Below are 20,309 nucleotides of genomic sequence, written 5' to 3'. Positions count from 1 at the left end.
TGCCCCTCACCCTAGCCCTCTCCCCGTTTGACGGGGAGAGGGACGTTCCCCACGCGAGGTCTGTGGGGAACGGAGAGTGTGCGGATGTTCCCTTCGCCCCGTTTACGGGGAGAAGGTGCCGGCAGGCGGAGGGGCGCCTCTCCAATCTTCCGGCTGTTACTCCAATCAGGCAACCGTGACCGGAACTTCGGTCGAGGTGCGCATGGCGTGGCTGTAGGGGCAGACGATATGGGCTGCCGCGGCGAGCTTTTCGGCGGTTTCGCGGTCAAGGCCGGGGATGTTGACGGTCAACGCCACTTCGATACCGAAGCCGGTGCCGTCTTCGCGCGGGCCGATGCCGACCTTGGCGGAGACCGTCGTTTCTTCCGGAATCTTGACCTTCTGCTGGCCCGCGACAAATTTCAGGGCACCTAGGAAGCAGGCGGAATAACCGGCGGCGAAAAGCTGTTCGGGATTGGTGCCGGTTGCGCCGTCGCCGCCGAGCTCCTTCGGAACGGTCAGGGTGACGTCGAGAACGCCATTTTCGGAAACGGCGCGGCCGGCGCGGCCGCCGGTGGCAGAGGCTTGGGTCGTATAGAGGATAGGCATGACAATCTCCTTTGGTTGGCCCTTCGATCGGGGTTGGATTTTTAATATCGCACAATTAATTTGTATGCAAGTTAATTTTGCAAATTGCATTTCGACGTCGAAAAGAAGACAATCGTAGCCGTAGAGCAGGATGATTTTTGGCTGGCTCGGCCCAAAAATCTGAATCCTGCTCTACCTTAAGGTGAGAGCTGATGTTGCCCGACACCGCTCACACTTTTCGGCAACATGCTCTGGGATGGTGGATATGAAAGCGCAAACGGCAAAGACGATGGAGATACCGGACGAGGAGAAGCGGCTGGAAAAGCAGCTGTGCTTCGCGGTCTACGCGACGGCGCATGCCTTCACCCGCGCCTACAAACCGATCCTCGACAGGGTCGGCCTCACCTATCCGCAATATCTGGTGATGCTGGTGCTGTGGGAGCGCAGCGAGCTGCCGGTGAAGACGATCGGCGAGCAGCTGGACCTCGATTCCGGCACGCTGTCGCCGCTGTTGAAGCGACTGGAACAGAGCGGGCTGATCAAGCGCATCCGTGACCTGCGCGACGAGCGCCAGGTGATCGTGTCGCTGACCCCGAAGGGCGAGGCGATGAAGGCCGAGGTCGATACGATCATGACGGCGATCGGACAAGCCGCCGGCTGCACGCTGGAGGAGATGGGAGAGATGCGCGACATGCTGCATCGGCTGCGGGCCAATCTCGGCCGGGCCGGCCTCGCCGGCGGCTGAAGGCGCTAAAACGCTTTAGCGCTTGTTCTTACGCGGAGCGTTGCCGCAAAACCGCTGCGCACATTTACGCGACATGCTTTCACGAAGCCTGCTGGGAAGAATCAAGGCCGGCGCGGAGCGGATTTGCCCGGCGACCGGCGCTTCTTTGCCGGCGCCGCTTCCGCTCCGGCTTCGGCCGCCTGCTGCAGGCGCAACGCCTTCAGCTTTTCCGTCTTCTTGTCGCGGGCCGAGGCCTCGGCCGCGATGATGGCGCGCGCTGTCTGATCGGTGGCTTCCGCCTTGTCGCGGGGCGACAGCTTGGCGGGATTGAAGAATTCGTCTTTGGTGGCGGTCATATGCCCCTTTCTCAGGTGCTGGCGATGGGCCGCGGAGCCACCGCGGGCCAGATTTCACGGGCCCTTGGCCGGGCCGCTGGGTTAGCGGGCGCGGAGAACCTTTTTCGGCGCCGGCAGCAGGCCTTCGCGCTGCAGCTTCTTGCGGGCAAGCTTACGCTGGCGGCGAATGGCCTCGCCCTTTTCGCGGGCCCGCTTCTCGGACGGCTTCTCATAGGCACTGCGGGCTTTCATTTCCCGGAACAGGCCTTCGCGTTGCATCTTTTTCTTGAGCACACGCAGCGCCTGATCGACATTATTATCCCTGACGAGAACCTGCAAAATAATTCCTTCCTGTCGGCCGCAGCCTCACTTGAATGATGAATCGGACGGGACTACTTGCCCGTCCGGATGCCTGAAAATTTCAGCCAAGGCTCGGCGGCGCCGTCGGTCGCCACCTCGGGAGAAGCCGCCGACGGCGTTTCCACGACGTGGATATCGGCCTCGGTGATGCGCCGCTCGAAATTCTCGGCCGCGAACTGGACGCGATATTGCACATGTCCATGGTCATTCGGCAGGACGCTTGCGATCCGGCACCGCTTCTCAACTTTTGCCGTTCGGGTCAGGCCAGATTTCAAAACGATCGTGTCGCCGACTTTGTAGTTAGGCCTGCTCATTCAGCGTCCCTCGAGTCTTCGGCTGCTCAATTGAGCAAAACAAAAAGGCCGGGCGTGTACCCGACCTCTTCCGGTCATTCAGCCACACGGCTCCAATTCATCGTCAGCGTGCTGCCAGTACATCCGTGGTCAGCCCGCCGCCTTGTCATGGTTAGCCCAGGCGAATGACAAATCATGCGGCCTGAAGATTGTCGGCCGCGTTCTTGCCCGAGCGCTTGTCGCGAACGAGGTCGTAACGGACCTTCTGACCTTCGGTGAGTTCGCGCATGCCAGCGCGCTCGACTGCCGAAATGTGCACGAAAACGTCCGTGGAACCGTCATCGGGCTGGATGAAGCCAAAACCCTTGGTACCATTGAACCACTTGACGACACCTGAATTCACAACGATCTCCTTTCAACCGTTTGTGTGCGCCCGGGAAGGATGTCCGCGGGCAGTATCGATGTTGAGACGAGATCTGACGAGGCGCTTTTGGCGCATGGACAAAGGTCACAAGCAATATTCGATACGCCCCATGTAGGGCTTTTATCGAATTAAGCAATGCTAAATCAGAAATAAAACTTTTCCTGGCAGGACAATGGCGGCCGGAAAGCGGCGGAGGCGGCCGGCTGGCGGCCGCCTCGGCGGCATCACTGCCAGACGACGATCGGCGCCTTTGTCGGAACGCGGTCGTAGAGATCGATGATGTCCTGGTTCATCAGCCGGACGCAGCCCGAGGAGACGGCCTTGCCGATCGAGCGCCAGTCGGGGTTGCCGTGCAGGCGGTAGAGCGTGTCCTCGCCGTTCGAGAAGATATAGAGCGCCCGGGCGCCGAGCGGGTTCTTCAGACCCGGCTCCATACCGCCGTTATCGATCGAATATTTGACGAGTTCCGGCTGGCGGGCGACCATCTCGTTCGGCGGCTTCCAGCGCGGCCATTTCTGACGCCACTGGATGACGCCCGATCCCTGCCAGGCAAATCCTTCGCGGCCGATGCCGACGCCGTAACGCATCGCCATGCCATCGGCCTGGACGAGATAGAGGAAGCGGGACGGCGTATCGACGACGATGGTGCCGGGCGGCTGGCCGGTGGGATCGACGACGCGCTGGCGATAGTAGCGCGGATCGATCTGTTCATAGGGAACGGCGGGAATGAGGAAGCCGCCGTCTTCGACCGGACCGTACATGACGGCAAGCTCGGCGCCGCTCGGCACGCTCGAGGCTCCCGGCGACTGGAACAGACGCATGGGCGAACGGTAGATGATCGACGTGTCGCCCGATGTCACGGTGTTGGCGGAGGAGGCGCAGCCGGTGAGCGCGGAAGCTGCCGTCAGTGCCGAAAGGGAGAGAAAGCTGCGGCGGGAAAGATGGCTATCGGAACTCATGACGCGGGACTGATTTCCTTTTGATGCGGGAATCCTGGGATAACGACATGAGGAAATCTATCGGCTTGCGCCAAATAAACCATAGCTTCACGCAGACGTGTTCCTGATAGGGCCGACGATATGACGAGCGCTGTTGCAGCGCTACATCACAACGATCTCGGCCCTGGCAGGCAGGCGGTCATAGAGATCGACGACATCCTGGTTCAGCATGCGCACGCAGCCGGACGATGTGGCCTTGCCGATCGACTGCCAGTCGGGCGTGCCGTGGATGCGATAGAGCGTATCCTGCCCGTCCTTGAAAATATACATGGCGCGCGCGCCGAGCGGGTTCTGCAGCCCCGGATTCATGCCGCCATTCTCGGCCGAAAAGGCGCGAACATCGGGCTGACGCGAGACCATTTCGGCCGGCGGCGTCCAGCGCGGCCATTTCTGCTTCCACTGGATGACGCCGCGGCCCGACCAGGCGTAACCGTCGCGGCCGAGGCCGACGCCGTAACGCATCGCCTTGCCGTTGCCCTCGACGAAATAGAGAAAACGCGCCTTGGTATCGACGACGACGGTGCCGGGGCGCTCGGCCGTCTGGTAATCGACCTCCTGGCGCAGATATTGCGGCTGGACGCGGCTGACCGGGATGGCCGGCAGGGTGAAGTCCTCGTCGCGCAGTTCGCCATACATGGTCGCGTGCACGGGGTTGGTGACCGGCAGACCATAGGTCTGGTTGAACTGGGTCCTGTAGAGTTCGCGGGTCTGCGGCACCGGCTGATCGGGGATCGGCCGCACGCGGCGCGGATCGACGCCGGGCGGCTGATAGAAGACCGGCGAGGTTTCCTGGACGAAGCGGGCGGGCGAATCGGCGGCGACATCGGGAACGAGGATGTTGCAGCCGCTGAGCGACGCAGCGACCAGCACCAGCCCGGCAATCGGGAAGACCCGGCGCAGAATATTCATGGAACCACCCTTATCAACGATCGGCGAGACAGCGATATCTGCCGGACGATGGCATCCGCGGCTGGCGCGAGGCTGGTGTCGGGGGACAAGTTTAGAAATCAAAACGCCCAGAGCCGCTGCGCTTCGCCGCGAAGCGCAGCGATCGCCTGCACGGCAAGATCATTGTCCATCTGCAGAACAACTGCGGCATGTTTTAATTCCGTCTCGTCCTCGAGTCTGTCGAGTACCCAACCGATCTTGCGTTCAATGTCCTGGCCATAAGCGTCCGTCGCTTTCCGAACGGCAACAGCGGGAATCTTCTCATAACGGGTGAGCAGCATGCCGAGATCGATGGCATCGCGATAAGCGACAGCCCTGTCCTGGCAGCGGTCAGCATTGGCGAGCAGTTTTTCAGCGAACATATCGGGGAGCGACAGCATTGGTACGTTCAGTCTTGAATCGAAAGTACCCTCAAGAGCCACCCGGGCCTCACGCACGATTTCGAAGCGAATAGGTTGGCTTTCGAGGGTAAGGACAGTACGCACGCCGTATTGGTCCGTCCTGAACTCCCTGAGTGTCGTGACCGGCTCGCGGAAAAAGGCTCCTACTCCGCTTTCCACCGCCGCCGTCCGCAAAACGCGATATCCTTCCCCATCTGCACAGAGGAAATCGACATCAAGCGACAGCCGGTATTCGTCGAGATGCATGACAATGGCTGTTCCGCCGGCAAACCAACATCTGTTGGCCAGGAAAAAATCCGCCTGCATCAGTCGGAGGGCCGCGGCGATGGTGCGATGTTCAGGACGTCTGAATTCCATAATGGCAACCTGGTTTCCGCATAAGCTTAGATATCAAGGATAAAGAACGGAAAATCAGGAGACGAGCAGAATGCCGTTGCCATAGGCGGCAGCCAGATCGCGGATCAGCCGCATCTCCCGTTCTGTCAGCCGGCCGGTATCGACAAAACGCCAGTTGCGCTCATACAGCGCGAAAGCTTCGCTGGCAGGGATCGCGCGCACGGGGTCACGATTCCAAACGAGCGATTTCAACTCGGGGAAGTCGTTCGGCACGATCATCGTCTCTGCGTCCGTCTTCATACCGGGAATATAGGCCCAATGGGCCTGTATTTGAAGCGGCGGCGAAAATCAGGCTGCCACGCCACGGAAGAAGCGGATGCTTTGGTCGATCTCGGCCGGCAGCGCCGAGGTGTGGTTGCCGGCGACGGTATCGGTTTCGATGTGCGCGCCGGCGGCGCGGGCGCGGCGGGCGAGCAGGTCGGCGCGATCGTTGAAATGCGCCTCTTCGGTGCCGTGGACGACCCGGACAGGGCATTTGAAGCTGTGGGCGTAGCAGAGCGCCGAACGCACTTCGAATTCATGCGTATTGCTGTCGTCGAAGCGGATATCCTGGGGGTAGCGATTGAAGAAGCGGAAGGCGTTGGGATTGCCCGAAATCGGCGCGGCCGCACGGAATTTATGGGTGCTCATCGCCGTCAACATGGTCAGCGTGCCGCCGATGCTGTGGCCGGCGATGAACAGGCGTCCGGAATCGACACCCGGCAGATGCGCCAGGCGCTCGGCCGCGGCGAGAACGTCGTCGACCTCATCATAAAAACCGGAGAAATTGCCCCTCTGGCCGTTTTCACCGCGCAGCGACGGCATCATCACGACATAGCCGGCATCCATATAGGGCTTCATCAGCTGCCAATGGCCGATGCCCATGGCATTGCCGCCATGCAGGAAAAGCACGGCCGGCTTCGCCGTACGCTCACGCTTATATTTGGAAACCCAGGCCGCCAGCTCCAGCTCGCCGCCATAGCCGGAACGGTAGAAGATCTTCTCGGCGTCGGCAGGCGCGGCCAGCGGTTCGTATTTGTCGGGCGCCGGCCCCTTCTGCAGCAGCTTCGTGCGAAAACGGCGGCGAACCTCGGCGTAATCGTGCTTGGCAAGGCGCGGTTCGTCCGGGACATCGAAGGCGGCCGCCATACGCGGCAGGACGAGCGCGCCGGCAAGACCCGCCAGCACGGCACGGCGTTGGCGGAAAAAGGAATTTCGTTCATGCGAGCTCATGCGCAGCACCCAAATCATTTCCCCGGCTCGCAAGATTTGCACCGGAAACCGCGGTGGCGCCAATACACATCCTGTTGAAAATATCGCCCTGCGTCATTGTTGCGCAGGCGGCCCGCGACTCAGCCTGGCTTGGCGTCGATCATGGCTATCAGCGTGCGCAGCCGGTCGGCCTCGTAGGGCGGTTTGTCGGGGCGAAGGCGGGCGATGCGGGGGAAGCGCATGGCGACGCCGGATTTGTGCCGTGTCGAGCGATTAATACCCTCGAAGGCGACCTCGACGACGAAACCGAAATCCCTGTCGGCGCGCACGGCCCGCACCGGGCCGAACCGCTCCGTCGTATTGTTGCGCACGAACTTGTCGAGCAGCTCGAGCTCGGCATCGGTGAAACCGAAATAGGCCTTTCCCACCGGCACCAGCTGTTCGCCGTCCTCGTCGTCGGCCCAGACGCCGAAGGTGAAATCGGAATAGTAGCTGGAGCGCTTGCCGTGGCCGCGCTGGGCATACATCAGCACCGCATCGACATTATAGGGATTGCGCTTCCACTTGAACCAGGGGCCCTTCATGCGGCCGGCCTGGTAGATGCTGTCGCGGCGCTTGATCATCACTCCCTCGATGACCGGATCGGGCGGGGCGGCGCGCAAAGCATCGAGCTCCTCCCAGGATGAGAACGGCACGAGCGGCGACAGATCAAAGCGATCGTGGGGGGCGCGGTCGATGATCTCGGAGAGACGCTCGCGGCGATCGACATAGGTGCGGCCGCGCACATCCTCCTCATCGTCGAAGAGCAGGTCATAGGCGCGGATGAAGGCGGGGTAATCGTCGAGCATCCTTGCGGTCACCGTCTTGCGGTTCAGGCGCTGCTGCAGATCGGAGAAGGTGCGGGTCGGGCTGTTGGAGCGGGCGGTACCGCCGACCAGCAGCTCGCCGTCGACGACGCCGGAAAAATTGATGGCGTCGAGAATATCGGGAAAGGCGCCGGAGATATCGTCGCCGGAGCGGGAATAGATCTTGCGCCGGTCGCCGGAGCGAGAAAGCTGGACGCGGATGCCGTCCCATTTCCACTCGGCGGCATAGTCGCCCGGTTCGAGACCGGTAAGATCCCCCTCCTCCACCGCATTGGCGAGCATGACGGAATGGAAGATCGCCGGCGTCGCCAGCGCCGGCTTGTCGCCGCCGCCCGTCAACCACTGGAACAATGCCTCATAAGGCGGCTGCAGGCCGTGCCACAGGGTTTCGATCTCGGTGACGTCCTTGCCGCCGAGATCGGCGAGCGCCTGCTTGGCAAGGCGGGCGGAGACGCCGATGCGCATGGCCCCGGTCGCCAGCTTGATGAAGGCGAAGCGGCCGGAGGAATCCAGCCGGTCGAGCAGGTCGCGGACATAGCCGCGCACTTCGGTGCGGCCGAGCCCGTTCATGCGGCTGACGACCTCGCCGAGGCGCGGCTGGGCAAGGGCGGAACGGTCTATATCGCGCTCATTATCCCAGACGAGCGAGATGGTTTCGGCGAGATCGCCGACATAATCGTAGGAATAGCGGAACAGCACCTCGTCCATGCGCTCCAGCACCAGCTCGCGCAGCATGGCCGGCTTGACGTTGCGCACCTCCAGAGTGCCGGCGATGGCGGCAAGGCCATAACCGCGGTCGGGATCGGGCGTGTCGCGGAAATAGTCGGTCAGCAGCTTGAGCTTGCCGTTGCGGCTGGGGGTCAGCACGAGGCGGTCGAGGAGGTCGGCGAAGGCTTTCATGCGGGCCTCGTCCGGGCATGACGAGGCTCCATAGGAACTCCCTCATTCCTGTGCTCGTCACAGGAATCCAGTGCGCCCAAGTCCTTGGGCGCCGGTGGCTCTTTGGTGTTGCGTGAGTCATTCACCGCGCCGACGCGCGGTGGCTGGATTCCTGTGACAAGCACAGGAATGAGGGAGTGTGGAGCAGGCGTCGCTGCCACATCCAAAGTGCCGGCGATGGCGGAACTGTCGGCTGGAGAGGCGTTTTCGCGCAGCACGCTCATCTCAATCCGCCTCATCCTCGTAGCCCACCAGATGCAGCGGTTTCGCCTTGATGCCCTGCAATTGGCACCAGCGCACCAGCGCCTCCTCGCGGCCATGGGTCACCCAGACCTCGGCCGGGTGCAGCTCCCGGATCGTTTCCGTCAGTTCCGGCCAGTCGCAATGATCGGAGATGACGAGCGGCAGTTCGACGCCGAGCTGTTTGGCCCGCTGGCGCACCATCATCCAGCCGGAGGCGAAGGCCGGCAGCGGCTCGTTGAAGCGGCGCGCCCATCGGTCGGCGAAGGCCGAAGACGGGCCGATGACGACCGCGCCCTTGAAGGCGGATCTGTCGCGGCTTTCGATGGTCGCCGGCAGCAGCTCGCCGAGATCGATGCCCTGGCCGATATAATAGTCGCAGAGTTTTTCCATGGCGCCGTGGATATAGATTGGTTCGGCATAACCGGCATCGCGCAACAGCCGGATGACCCGCTGGGCCTTGCCCAGCGCATAGGCGCCGACGAGATGGGTGCGCTCGGGAAATTGGCGGAGCGAGGCCAGCAGCTTGCCGGTCTCGTCGAGCGGATCGGGATGACGGAAGACCGGCAGGCCGAAGGTTGCCTCGGTGATGAAGACATCGCAGGCAATCGGCACATAGGCCGCACAGGTCGGGTCGGGACGGCGCTTGTAATCGCCGGAGACGACAATGCGGGTGCCGTTCTTCTCGATAGCGATCTGCGCAGAGCCGAGCACGTGGCCGGCGGGATGAAAGCTCACCCTGACGCCGTTGATCAGCAGCTCCTCGCCGAAACCGGCACTCTGCTCGCTGCCACAAAAGCCCTCGCCATAGCGCAGCCGCATGATGTCGAGCGTCTGACGGGTGGCGAGCACGTTCACGTGACCGGGTCGGGCGTGATCGGAATGGCCGTGGGTGACGAGCGCCCGCTCCACCGGCCGCACCGGATCGACGTAGAATCCGCCTTCCGGGCAATAGAGCCCTTCCGGGGCGGGATAAAGCAACGCGTCAGCTCTCATGCAGCAAGAGATAGCGGCAAATGGGCGCGAGGCCAGAGGGAGCGCTTCAAGACGAGAGCCCGTCGAGGAAGGACAGCACTGCGGCGTTGAACTCGGCCGGCCGCTGCAGCGGCGCAAAATGGCTGACGCCCTTGAGAGTGATCATCTGAGCGTCCGGAATGCTGCGGGCGAGATATTCGGCATGCGCGGGCTTGATGAACTCGTCGTGTTCGCCGAGCACGATCGCTACCGGCACGCGGATGCGGCTGAGGTCTTCGGCCCGATAATTCGGCTCCGTCCGCATCATCAGGCTGACGGCTTCGATGAAGCCATTGAAATCGTCCGGCGTGGCGGACAAGGCCGCGTAATCCTTGGCGTGGCGGCTGAAGCATCGGTCGATGACCGGAGTCGCAACGAATTCCAGGGTGCCGCTCGGATCCATGTTGCAGGCAAAAAAGAAGACGCCCGCGACACGCGCCGGCGCCGTCGCGGCGAGGATCAGCGCGATGCAGGCGCCGTCGCTCCAGCCGACAAAGGCCGCTTTCTCAAGAGAGAGTTCGTCCATGACCGCAAGCACGTCGGATGCCATCAGCTCATAACTATAGGGACGGGCATCGCGCGTGCTGCGGCCATGGCCGCGGCTATCGATCAGCACGACGCGGCGCCCGCTTTGGAGCAGCGCCGGGACCTGGTAGCCCCAGTTGCCGCTGTGGCCGAGGCCGCCATGCAGCAGGATGACGGCAGGGCCGGCGCCGTAGCTCGCATACCAGATGCGGGCGCCGGCGCGTCCGACATGACCTTCGATAGAAGCCGGCGGCAAGGGTTCGGCGCCATGGGCTTCGAAACGGATGAGTTCGTCGTCCTGTTGTTCCATTGATGCCAGTCCTCTCCTGAGATAACCGCGCATAGAAAAGCCGGAAAACAGCCCAAGAACAACCAGAATCGCTTTCTAGCTGTTGTCTTCTTCGATGCAATCTGGGGGAGCAATATGGGCAGGAAGCTTTTCTATGGCGCGGCGGCGGTCGCGCTCGCCGCGGCCGCCACCTATCTCAACAATAGCAGCCTGCTTGCCGTGCATCGGCCGGGAAAGCCGGTGCTGCTCGCCCATCGCGGCATCGCCCAGCGCTTCGACGAAACCGATCTGAAGAACGATACCTGCACGGCAAGCCGCATGCTGCCGCCGAAACACGATTATCTCGAGAATACGATCCGCTCGATGCAGGCTGGCTTTGCCGCCGGCGCCGATATCGTCGAGATCGACGTGCATCCAACGACGGATGGGCAATTCGCCGTCTTCCACGACTGGACGCTGGACTGCCGCACCGACGGGCACGGCGTTACCCGCGAACATTCGATGGCTGACATGCGGAAGCTCGACATCGGCTACGGCTATACGGCCGACGGCGGCAAGAGCTTCCCCTTCCGCGGCCGCGGCATCGGCATGATGCCAACGCTGGCCGAGGTGCTGTCGACCTTTCCGGATCGGCGATTCCTCATCAACGTCAAGAGCCGCGATCCATCCGAGGGCGAAAAGCTCGCTGGTGTGCTCAACGGACTTTCACCCGCGCGACGGGCAGAGATCATCGTCTATGGCGGCGACGAGCCGATCGACGTCATCCGCCAACGCGTGCCCGATATCAAGACCGCCTCGCGCCAGAGCCTGAAGGGCTGCCTGTTCGGCTATATCGGCTATGGCTGGACCGGCCTCATGCCGGAGGCCTGCAAGCAGCGGATGATGCTGGTGCCGATCAATATCGCTCCCTTGCTCTGGGGCTGGCCCGATCGCTTCCTCAACCGCATGCAGGATGCCGGAACCGAGGTCTTCGTGCTCGGCCCCTATCGCGGCAACGACTTCTCCACCGGCATCGACGATCCCGCACAGCTGGCGCGGCTACCGCAAAACTATGCGGCAGGCATTTGGACGAATGAGATCGAGACGATCGGACGGCTCCTGGAATAAGGCGGAGCGCCGCCCGCCTCAGAACTCCTCCCAGTCGCCGCCGGCGACTGCCGCGTTGCCATGGAAGGCTGCGCCGACCTTCGCAGCCATTGCCCGCGGCGCCGATGCGACGGGCCTGGAAGCGGCAGTTGCCATGGCGGGGCGCTGCTGGCGTGAGGCTGGGCCGCCGATATTGAACTGGCCCAGCAGCTGGAAAAGCGCGTCGGCTTCCTTCGCGAGGCTATGTGCGGCAGCCGTCGATTCCTCCACCATGGCGGCGTTCTGCTGTGTGCCCTGGTCCATGGTGTTGACGGCGGTGTTGATTTCCTTCAACCCAGTCGCCTGCTCCTTTGAACTCTCGACGATCGCAAGAACATTGTTGTTGACCTGCTGAACCTGGGCGACGATCTCTTCGAGAGCCTTGCCCGTTTCGCCGACCAGCGTCACGCCGCTCTTCACATGCTCGTTGGAGGCCCCGATCAATTCCTTGATCTCCTTTGCCGCCTTGGCCGATCTTTGAGCAAGCTCGCGAACCTCTTGCGCGACCACCGCAAAACCCTTGCCGGCATCGCCCGCGCGCGCCGCCTCGACGCCGGCGTTAAGCGCCAGGAGGTTGGTCTGGAAGGCGATTTCGTCGATGACGCCGATGATGTTGCCGATCTCTGCGGACGATGTTTCGATCTTGCCCATCGCATCGACGGCGCTGCGGACCACCGCGCCGGAACGCTCGGCGTTCTCGCGCGTCCTTCGAACCAGCTGGCCGGCTTCCTGGGCGCGGTTGCTCGAATCGGAGACCGTTGTGGTGATCTCTTCAAGGGCGGCTGCGGTTTCCTCGACGGAGGCCGCCTGCTGTTCCGTGCGCTTCGACAAATCGTCCGAGGCTGAACGAACCTGCTGGGCGCTGGCAGCGATGCCCGTCGCGTTTTGAGCCACGACCTGCATCGCTGTGCGCAGCTTGGTGGCCGCGGCGTTGAAATCGGTGCGGAGCCTTTCCAGTGTCGGAATGAATGGTGTTGCGACCTCCTGGGTCAAATCGCCGCCGGCCAGGCCCATCAAAGACGCCGCAAGCTGATCGACATTGTTGACGCGGGCAGTAACGTCAGTCGCGAATTTGACGACCTTGAACACCTTGCCGTTCATATCGAAGATCGGATTGTAAGAGGCCTGGATATAGACCTTTTTTCCACCCTTGCCGATGCGCAGGAATTCGTCAGCCACGAACTCCCCGCCTGACAAACGCTCCCAGAAACGCCGATAATCCTCGCTGTTTGCGTAAGCGCTGTCGCAGAACATGGAATGATGACGGCCGTGGATTTCCGCAAGCTGATAGCCGAGCGCCGACAGGAAATTTTCGTTCGCTGTCAGGATCTCGCCTTTGGGCGTGAACTCGATAATGGCCTGGGCGCGCGACAGTGCGCTCAACTTGCCGGCATCTTCAGCGCTTTGCAACTTCTGCTTGGTGATATCGGTGGCGAACTTCACTACTTTGTATGGTCTTCCGCCACTAAAGACGGGGTTATAAGAGGCTTCGATCCAGATTTCCTTGCCACCCTTGCCGATGCGCTTGTACTGGCGCTGATCGAACTCGCCTCGGCCGAGCCTCGCCCAGAACTCGCGATACTCGGCCGACGAGGCTTCTGCCGGCTCGACGAACATCCGGTGGTGCTGTCCGACAATCTCAGACAGCTGGTAGCCGAGCGCGGCACAGAAATTGGCATTGGCTGTCAGGATCTTGCCGGTAAGGTCGAATTCGATGATCGCCTGTGACCTGCTCATTGCGGCCAGTATGGCCTTGGCGTCAGATCCGAAGCCCAATGCTAAATTTTTCATTCTGTTCCCCTTACTCAAAATCCACGCGCTCGATTGCCGCGACCACCCGTGATGGGCTTCGCCGGACAAGCACCCCGAAAATAAAATCCATTAAATTCTTTAAGTATCCATTAACCGCACACATCCATCCGACGCGCCGACCGCGTCTGGGTGACAACAAAAAAACTCGTATAAAATCAGTGACTTAGGCCGCAGCACTAGCGGAGTTCCAGTGCCAACGTGAAATCTCCCGGCGCCAATTTCTCGCCTAACCGGCCCCGAAAACCGAACGGTGCATTTACTGTCTGTTAAGCATCAATCGTTCTAATTCTTGGTGTTCCCGGTAGCGGGCACTCCGACTTCCTCTGCAGCGACATGTTGCACCGCAACTTGAGCGCGCAAAAATCGGCGATCGCACGGGCGGATTCGGTCGGCACATCAGCGACCAATCCGCCGGAAGAATCTGGTGATTGGAGAAAGACATGGAGCTCGAGGCCCAGTTCAATCGAATTGAGGAAGCAGCCGCGGGCTTCAACACGCATTATGAAGTCTTCAAATATATGAAGGGTCTCACTCAGGGTCTGGGAATGACCGCTTTCCTGATCATGACGCTGCCGACGGTCGATTTTGTCGAGATTGGCGCGACCAAGATCATCACCAACTGGCCGGCGGAGATGGTCGATTATTATGACTCCCATAACCTGATGGTCGACAGTCCGGTCATCCGGCGGATGCTGAGATCGACCAGCCCCTTCAACTACGATGTCGAGGCGATCAACACTGACCGCGGAGAGGGCAAGAAGTCCACGGTCATCGATTTGTTCAGGCGGTACGGCATGGAAAAGGGAGCCTATTTTCCCGTTCACGATGCCGCCGGCGGACGCGGTGCGATGTCGATTTCCGGGTCCCGGAATTTCACCATGCTCGAAATGGCGAAGATCCTGTTTATCGCGACACTCATCTATGATCGGCTCTCACAGCTGACCTTGAACGAGAAACACAAGCCGATTGCCTTTACGTCGAGCGAGCTGGACTGCCTGAGGCTGACGGCCGGGGGCAGGAAGAGCAGCGAAATCGCCAAGCTTCTCGATCTGTCGGAAAATGCGGTCAACAATCATATCGGCAGCGTGATCAAGAAGCTGGGATGCACGACGAGAACACAGGCGGTCGTCAGCGCTCTGCGTCTCAATATCATTCGGGTTTAGAGCGCGTTTCGGTCACATCGACTGCGTCTGCAGCAACAGGGTAGCCGCCTCGGGCGAAACGGGCTTCGAGAAGCGGTAGCCCTGCGCCTCCTCGCAATGCGCCTGCCGCAGGAAATCCATCTGAGCGTCGGTCTCTACGCCTTCGGCAAGAACCGAAAGCTTCAGCGTCTGCGCCAGCGAAATGACGGCGGAGGCGATGGCGACGGCGGTCTTGTCGCCCGGCAGGGCCTCGACCAGCGAGCGGTCCATCTTCAGCCGGTCGAAGGGGAAGGTCTTCAGCGCCGCAAGGCTGGAATAACCGGAGCCGAAATCGTCGATCGACAGGCGCACGCCGAGCGCCCGCAACGATGCCATCATCGCCAGCGCACGTTCGGCATCCTGCATCACCACGCTTTCGGTGACCTCGAGTTCCAGCCAGTGGGATTGCAGGCGGTGACGCTCCAGCGCCTCGGCGACATGGCTTGCGAAATCCGGATCGGCGAATTGCTTGGCCGAAACGTTGACGGCGATCGTCAGCGGCGCGAGGCCCATATCCTGCCAGGCGCGCGCCTGGCGGCAGGCCTCGTTCAGCACCCAGAGGCCGAGCGGAACGATGAGGCCGGTCTCTTCGGCGAGCGGGATGAAATTGACGGGCGGCACCCTGCCCTTGGCCGGATGGTTCCAGCGGACCAGCGCCTCGATGCCGGTGATGCGCCCGGTGGCGACATCGACCTGCGGCTGATATTCCAGGAACAACTGATCGCCCGTGATCGCCTGGTGGAGCTCCTCCTGCTCGCCGAGCGGCATGCCGACCGACGTGCTGGCGCCATCGTGATGCTGCAGCGTATTGCGGCCGAGCTGCTTGGCCCGGTACATAGCGCGGTCGGCATTGGCGAGGAGCTCTTCGGCGGTTGCGCCGTCGACGGGGAAGGCGGCGACGCCGATGCTGGCGGTAACGGCGATATCACCGCTCTCGCCGCGCATCGGCCGGTTGATCGCCTTCTGCAACTCGCGCAGGCGCCGCGCAATGCCGGCATCGTGGCTCGACTGGTGGACGAGCACCACGAGGAATTCGTCGCCGCCGAGCCGCACCACCATATCGGAGGCGCGGACGCTGTTGGCCATGCGGGTGGCGATCTCCTTCAGCACCTCGTCGCCGGCGGCGTGGCCGCGGCCGTCATTGATGTCCTTGAAATTGTCGAGATCGATATAGGCGACGGTGACCTTGCGGTTGTTGCGCCGGGCCTGATCGAGAATATTGGCCAGCCGCTCCTTCAGGAAGGCGCGGTTCGGCAGGCCGGTCAAATCATCATGATGGGCCATGAAATGGATGCGGTCGTGGACCCGCTTGCGCTCGATGGCGATGCCGGCGATGTGCGTGGCGAGCGCCACCAACTTCGTTTCATGCTCTGTGGGGCGGCGGACTTCCCTGGAATAAAGCGCGAAGGTGCCGAGCACATTATTCTCAGAGGTGGCGATCGGCGTCGACCAGCAGGAGCGGAAGCCGAAGGGCGCTACCAGCGCGCGGAAATCCTCCCACAGCGGGTCGCTCATCACGTCCTCGACGATGACAGGATGGCCGCGCCAGGCGGCGGTGCCGCAGGAGCCGACCTTGGGACCGATCGTGACGCCGTCGATCAGGCGGCTGTAGCCGCCGGGCAGATTGGGAGCCGCGCCGTGATAGAGTCTGGTGCCCTCGCTGTCGAGCAGCAGCACCGATCCGTCGATGCCGGTCAGTTGCGCCTCGATCATCAGCACCAGCGCCTCGAGGACCATTGGCAGCGGCTCGTTGCGGGCGATCATTTCCAGCAGTTTCGCCTGGCCGCGATGGAGATCCTCCTGGAGCTTGCGTTCGGTGATATCGCGGGACACACCGATCAGCCCGACGATTTCGCCGCGTTCGTTGCGCAGCGGAATCTTCGAGGTCAGCCGGCATACCGGCCGGGGGCTGCCTGGAAGAACGACCGTTTCCTCCATGTCGATCCGGGCCTGGCCGGTCGCCATGATCTGCTGCTCAATATCGAAATGACGGCGCGCCACCTCGAAATCGAACAGGTCGAAATCGCGCTTGCCGGTGAGCTCTTCGGCACTCCCGAAGCCAAGGTTGCTGGCGGTGACGGCATTGGCGAAGACGAAGCGGCTGTCACGATCCTTGACGTAGAGGAAATCGGGCAGTTCGTGGATGATCGCTTTCAGGCGCAGATTCTCGACGCCCTCGGAGAGGTGGTGGGCGGTCGACGCCAACATTGCCTCGGTCGCGGCGACGAAGCGCCGCGTTTCGGCCGTCAGAGCCTCGGCAGATTCCCATCGCCTGACTGTTTCGTGCATAACCCCATTCTCCCCGGCCCCGCAATCGTCATTTCCCTTCAAAGTAGTCCTGAAGTCCTTCGGCTTGCTTAAGTGACAGAGTGAACAACACGCCAAAATAGGCGGCGAGATCCTGCCCTCAACCGCGCCCGCACGCGCAATTTCGCATGCTGCGGAAAAGTCTGTGCCAAAAGAAGACAGGCGGAATGGCACGTTTCCTGCTACGGGGGCGCCATGACAGGAGCGCCCGGAATGCCTTCACGCCGCGACATGCTTCTCTTTCTCGCCGCCTCAGCGGTTGCGGGCGGGGCGTCGCGCGCGCTGGCCTCGCCGCTGACGGCAGCCGCCCAGCCCGACCTGCGCGGCGCGATCGACGCGGTTGAATATCGCGCCGTTCCCGAAAGCGGCGACCGCAAGGCCCGCAACCTGGAGCAGATGATCAAGCGGGCGGCGGCCGAGAATGTGCAGGTCTTCCTGCCGCCCGGCACCTACCGGATCTCCAATCTCACCTTGCCGGACAACACTCGCATTACGGGCGTGCCGGGCGCGTCGCGGATCGTCTATACCGGCGACGGCCATCTCTTCGCGGCCGGGAATGTGCGGCGCATCGAGCTTTCCAATCTCGTCATCGACGGTAGCAACCGCTGGCTCGGCGATTATGCCGGCGGGCTCCTGCAATTTACCGGCGTCGACGAGGTGCTGATCGACAATTGCGAGATCGGCGGCAGCCGCAAGCACGGCCTGCAGCTGGAGCGCTGCGGCGGGCGGATCGAACGCAGCCGCATCTCAGGCGCTGCCCAATCCGGGCTTTACGCCATCGATTCGGCCAATCTTTCGGTCACCGGCAATACGATCGCCGATTGCGGCAATGGCGGCATTCTCGTGCATCGCTGGAAGAAGGCGGAAGACGGCACCGTGGTATCAGGCAACCGTATTTCCAACATCCGCGCCAATGACGGCGGCACCGGCCAGAACGGCAACGGCATCAACATCTTCCGCGCCGACGGGGTGATGGTGGTGAACAACCATATTTCCGACTGCGCCTTTACGGCGATCCGCGCCAACTCAGCCTCGGACATCCAGATCAGCAGCAACCAGTGCCGGCGGTCCGGCGAGACGGCGATCTATGTCGAATTCGCCTTCGAGGGTGCCGTGGTCTCCGCCAATCTGATCGATGGGGCGGCCAACGGCATCTCGATCGCCAATTTCGACGAGGGTGGCAGGCTTGCCAGCGTCACCGGCAATGTCGTGCGCAACCTGACGCTGAAGGGCCCCTACCAGCACGAGGTCGGCTTCGGCATCGGCATCGCGGCGGAGGCCGATACGCTGGTGTCGGCCAATGTGATCGAAGGGGCGCCGCGCTGGGGACTGCAGATCGGCTGGGGCGCCTACCTGCGCAATGTCGTCGTCAGCGGCAATGTGGTGCGCAAGGCCCCGGTCGGCTGCGCCGTCTCGGTCGCCGACGGCGCCGGCACGGCCGTCATCACCGACAATGTCTTCCAGGAAACCAGGGACGGCGCGGTTCTCGGCTTCGCGTGGGAGAAGAAAGTCTCCGGCGAGTTGGCGGACGGCGGCTCGCCCTATGCGCAGCTCACCATCGAGCGAAACCGCGTATCCTGACGGCCGGAAGCCGCCTTCGACCGCGGCTCTGCCCGCGGCAAAACCTCACGCAAGTGAATTCACACCGTCGTCACTGCGTCTGATAGGTGCCGGTGACGGTCGCTTCCGCCAAGGCATGCTTCTTTGCCTCCGCCCACATGGCGCTGATGCCGGCGGCATCGGGGATCGACAGCTTCGGCACGTCAAGGGCGGCGAGGCGGAAGATATAGTGATGCGGACGATCGCCGGCCGGCGGTTGCGGGCCGTCGTAACGGGCGTTGCCGAAATCGTTCTTATAAAAACGCGGCGCCTGTTCGGGTGCGGTGTCGGCGCTTTCGGCGAGTTCACTCCATTGCGCCGGGATATTGGCGATGCCGCAATGGCGGAAGGTGCCGCGCGGCGCATCCGGATCCTCGATCACCAGGGCAAAACTCATGGTCTCGTCGGGGGCGCCGCTCCAGGCGAGCGGCGGAAAGAGATTCTCGCCGGCACGGGCATATTTCCTCGGAATCGGCTGATCCTGCGCAAAGGCTTTGCTGATCAATGTCAAAGTCATGACAGTCTCCTTATCGTCTCAGGGACGACCGCTTCCCTTCTTATGCTGACTTTCCTGGTTGCGGCCGCGCGTGATCGTGCGATCATCGTTCCCCGCATCCGGATCGGGCTTCAGATCGCGGCCTTTGCGAAGGGCTTCTTTCGCCTGCGCATTGCGTTGCAGATCTGCTTCGGCGTCGAAACCATCATCGGCGTTTGCGGTTTTCTCGCGTTTTTCGATGACGCGAAGCTGCTGCTCATGGGTCTTTTTCCCCGTCATGACATTCCTCCTTGTCTGAGCACATGCCCTCTTTGGACGCCTCGCCGGCGCCAGCATCAGGGTCGAACCCGCCGGCCCTCTCATTGTTCCCCGGGGCCGGGCAATTCTGCCTGTGATTTCCGGAGTTACGCAGCCCTATCAAAAGCTTTCATCATTCCATCAGCGACGACGACTTTTCCGAGGGAGATCGGGCGATTACGGTTTCTCCGACACATCAAGGGGATATGGTGATGCTGACAATTTACGGGGTCTATCGTTCACGCGCCTCGCGCGTCTATTGGATGGCGGAAGAGCTCGGGCTCGAATTCCGCTCTGTGCCGGTGCTGCAGGCCAGGCGGCTCGCCGACCCGCTCGCCGCGGGGGCGCCGCTCAACACCCATTCGGCCGAGTTCGCCGCCGTCAATCCGATGGGTCAGATCCCCAGCATTGCCGACGGCGACCTCGTCATGCACGAGTCGCTGGCGATCAATCTCTACCTCGCCCGCAAACATGGCGGGCCGCTGTCGGGCCAAACCGTCGAGGAAGACGGATTGCTGACGATGTGGACGGTGTGGGCGGCCTCGCAGGTCGAGCCGCATTCGGTCCGGATCGTGCTGACCTATGATAACGGCCTGGAAAACAGCGCCGAGGGCAAGGAGACGATCGCGGCCGCCTGCTACGGGCTGCGCCGGCCGCTTGCGGCGCTCGAAAGCCAGCTTGCCGGCCGTTCGTGGATCGTCGGCGACCGCTTCACCGTCGCCGATCTCAACATTGCCGAGGTGCTGCGCTATGCCCAGAGCGAGGCAGCGCTTTTAGACGCCCATCCGAACGTCAAGGCCTGGATCGAGCGCTGCCAGTCCCGCCCCGCTTACAAGAGAATGCAGGAGACGCGCGGCAAGGAACCGATCGAGGTTTGATCTAAAGCGCGTCGCGCTTTAGCTTTTTGTTTTTGCGCATGTCGTTGCGGCAAACGCGCTTCGCGCTGTGCCTGGGAAACCGCTGCACAGTTTTGCGCGACATG

The 20,309-nt window shown here is 62.2% G+C and carries 22 protein-coding genes; 5 read left to right on the top strand and 17 right to left on the bottom strand.

Features of this window, described 5'->3' with window-relative positions:
- Positions 1 to 165 precede the first annotated feature (165 nt).
- Entirely contained in the window at positions 166 to 588 is a 423-nt protein-coding gene (locus tag AMC88_RS06205; RefSeq protein ID WP_004676027.1) for an organic hydroperoxide resistance protein, read from the bottom strand.
- A 235-nt stretch (positions 589 to 823) separates the two neighbouring features.
- Here AMC88_RS06205 and AMC88_RS06200 point away from each other — a divergent pair, with 235 nt between their 5' ends.
- Positions 824 to 1,312, top strand: coding sequence for a MarR family winged helix-turn-helix transcriptional regulator (locus AMC88_RS06200; protein ID WP_010020478.1), 489 nt, complete (start codon positions 824 to 826; stop codon positions 1,310 to 1,312).
- A 101-nt stretch (positions 1,313 to 1,413) separates the two neighbouring features.
- Here AMC88_RS06200 and AMC88_RS06195 read toward each other — a convergent pair whose 3' ends face one another.
- The 12 genes from AMC88_RS06195 to AMC88_RS06140 all read right to left on the bottom strand — a co-directional run bounded on the left by AMC88_RS06195 (position 1,414) and on the right by AMC88_RS06140 (position 10,531).
- Positions 1,414 to 1,647 carry a hypothetical protein gene (locus AMC88_RS06195; RefSeq protein WP_010020476.1) on the bottom strand — a complete coding sequence of 78 codons (234 nt, stop codon included), beginning with the start codon at positions 1,645 to 1,647 and terminating at the stop codon, positions 1,414 to 1,416.
- Positions 1,648 to 1,728: 81 nt separating this feature from the next.
- Positions 1,729 to 1,965, bottom strand: a complete 237-nt coding sequence (gene rpsU, locus AMC88_RS06190) for a 30S ribosomal protein S21 (RefSeq protein WP_016734429.1) — start codon at positions 1,963 to 1,965, stop codon at positions 1,729 to 1,731.
- Positions 1,966 to 2,018: 53 nt separating this feature from the next.
- A complete protein-coding gene (locus AMC88_RS06185; protein WP_064824983.1) occupies positions 2,019 to 2,300 on the bottom strand; it encodes a hypothetical protein in 282 nt (93 codons plus the stop codon).
- Between the two features lie 172 nt (positions 2,301 to 2,472).
- The gene (locus AMC88_RS06180; protein ID WP_004676036.1) at positions 2,473 to 2,682 is read right to left on the bottom strand and encodes a cold-shock protein; all 210 of its coding nucleotides are present in this window, start codon (positions 2,680 to 2,682) and stop codon (positions 2,473 to 2,475) included.
- A 245-nt stretch (positions 2,683 to 2,927) separates the two neighbouring features.
- Positions 2,928 to 3,662: a L,D-transpeptidase family protein gene (locus tag AMC88_RS06175; protein WP_016734431.1), complete on the bottom strand. Its 735-nt coding sequence runs from the start codon at positions 3,660 to 3,662 to the stop codon at positions 2,928 to 2,930.
- Between the two features lie 141 nt (positions 3,663 to 3,803).
- On the bottom strand, positions 3,804 to 4,610 hold the full coding sequence (locus tag AMC88_RS06170; RefSeq protein ID WP_010024956.1) for a L,D-transpeptidase: 807 nt from the start codon (positions 4,608 to 4,610) through the stop codon (positions 3,804 to 3,806).
- A gap of 98 nt (positions 4,611 to 4,708) precedes the next feature.
- Positions 4,709 to 5,407: a nucleotidyl transferase AbiEii/AbiGii toxin family protein gene (locus AMC88_RS06165; RefSeq protein WP_010024957.1), complete on the bottom strand. Its 699-nt coding sequence runs from the start codon at positions 5,405 to 5,407 to the stop codon at positions 4,709 to 4,711.
- Positions 5,408 to 5,461: 54 nt separating this feature from the next.
- Entirely contained in the window at positions 5,462 to 5,665 is a 204-nt protein-coding gene (locus tag AMC88_RS06160; protein ID WP_004676044.1) for a hypothetical protein, read from the bottom strand.
- A gap of 69 nt (positions 5,666 to 5,734) precedes the next feature.
- Positions 5,735 to 6,658 carry an alpha/beta hydrolase family protein gene (locus tag AMC88_RS06155; RefSeq protein ID WP_041683860.1) on the bottom strand — a complete coding sequence of 308 codons (924 nt, stop codon included), beginning with the start codon at positions 6,656 to 6,658 and terminating at the stop codon, positions 5,735 to 5,737.
- Between the two features lie 119 nt (positions 6,659 to 6,777).
- A complete protein-coding gene (locus tag AMC88_RS06150) occupies positions 6,778 to 8,403 on the bottom strand; it encodes a cisplatin damage response ATP-dependent DNA ligase (protein WP_064821617.1) in 1,626 nt (541 codons plus the stop codon).
- A 264-nt stretch (positions 8,404 to 8,667) separates the two neighbouring features.
- Positions 8,668 to 9,678: a ligase-associated DNA damage response exonuclease gene (locus AMC88_RS06145; RefSeq protein WP_012483100.1), complete on the bottom strand. Its 1,011-nt coding sequence runs from the start codon at positions 9,676 to 9,678 to the stop codon at positions 8,668 to 8,670.
- 46 nt (positions 9,679 to 9,724) lie between these two features.
- The gene (locus AMC88_RS06140) at positions 9,725 to 10,531 is read right to left on the bottom strand and encodes an alpha/beta fold hydrolase (RefSeq protein ID WP_064824982.1); all 807 of its coding nucleotides are present in this window, start codon (positions 10,529 to 10,531) and stop codon (positions 9,725 to 9,727) included.
- 114 nt (positions 10,532 to 10,645) lie between these two features.
- Here AMC88_RS06140 and AMC88_RS06135 point away from each other — a divergent pair, with 114 nt between their 5' ends.
- Positions 10,646 to 11,617 carry a glycerophosphodiester phosphodiesterase family protein gene (locus tag AMC88_RS06135; protein ID WP_012483098.1) on the top strand — a complete coding sequence of 324 codons (972 nt, stop codon included), beginning with the start codon at positions 10,646 to 10,648 and terminating at the stop codon, positions 11,615 to 11,617.
- 18 nt (positions 11,618 to 11,635) lie between these two features.
- Here the strand turns inward: AMC88_RS06135 and AMC88_RS06130 are convergent, their stop codons facing one another.
- Entirely contained in the window at positions 11,636 to 13,426 is a 1,791-nt protein-coding gene (locus AMC88_RS06130) for a methyl-accepting chemotaxis protein (protein ID WP_012483097.1), read from the bottom strand.
- Between the two features lie 461 nt (positions 13,427 to 13,887).
- Between AMC88_RS06130 and AMC88_RS06125 the strand changes: the two genes are divergently transcribed.
- Complete coding sequence (locus AMC88_RS06125) at positions 13,888 to 14,610, top strand: LuxR family transcriptional regulator (protein ID WP_012483096.1); 723 nt, start codon at positions 13,888 to 13,890, stop codon at positions 14,608 to 14,610.
- Between the two features lie 12 nt (positions 14,611 to 14,622).
- On the opposite strand, the gene AMC88_RS06120 is transcribed toward AMC88_RS06125, so the two are convergent.
- A complete protein-coding gene (locus AMC88_RS06120) occupies positions 14,623 to 16,917 on the bottom strand; it encodes a sensor domain-containing protein (RefSeq protein WP_012483095.1) in 2,295 nt (764 codons plus the stop codon).
- Positions 16,918 to 17,148: 231 nt separating this feature from the next.
- On the opposite strand from AMC88_RS06120, the gene AMC88_RS06115 reads away from it, so the two are divergent.
- Positions 17,149 to 18,516, top strand: a complete 1,368-nt coding sequence (locus AMC88_RS06115; RefSeq protein WP_041683575.1) for a TIGR03808 family TAT-translocated repetitive protein — start codon at positions 17,149 to 17,151, stop codon at positions 18,514 to 18,516.
- Between the two features lie 70 nt (positions 18,517 to 18,586).
- Here the strand turns inward: AMC88_RS06115 and AMC88_RS06110 are convergent, their stop codons facing one another.
- Positions 18,587 to 19,051: a YbhB/YbcL family Raf kinase inhibitor-like protein gene (locus AMC88_RS06110; protein ID WP_012483093.1), complete on the bottom strand. Its 465-nt coding sequence runs from the start codon at positions 19,049 to 19,051 to the stop codon at positions 18,587 to 18,589.
- 18 nt (positions 19,052 to 19,069) lie between these two features.
- Positions 19,070 to 19,309 carry a hypothetical protein gene (locus tag AMC88_RS06105; protein WP_012483092.1) on the bottom strand — a complete coding sequence of 80 codons (240 nt, stop codon included), beginning with the start codon at positions 19,307 to 19,309 and terminating at the stop codon, positions 19,070 to 19,072.
- A gap of 230 nt (positions 19,310 to 19,539) precedes the next feature.
- Between AMC88_RS06105 and AMC88_RS06100 the strand changes: the two genes are divergently transcribed.
- Positions 19,540 to 20,205: a glutathione S-transferase family protein gene (locus AMC88_RS06100; RefSeq protein WP_064825820.1), complete on the top strand. Its 666-nt coding sequence runs from the start codon at positions 19,540 to 19,542 to the stop codon at positions 20,203 to 20,205.
- The last annotated feature ends 104 nt before the right edge of the window (positions 20,206 to 20,309 follow it).

It is taken from the genome of Rhizobium phaseoli (assembly GCF_001664385.1).
GTDB lineage: Bacteria > Pseudomonadota > Alphaproteobacteria > Rhizobiales > Rhizobiaceae > Rhizobium > Rhizobium phaseoli.
Note: the sequence above shows the minus strand (reverse complement) of the source record. Positions and strands in the feature narration are given on the sequence as shown.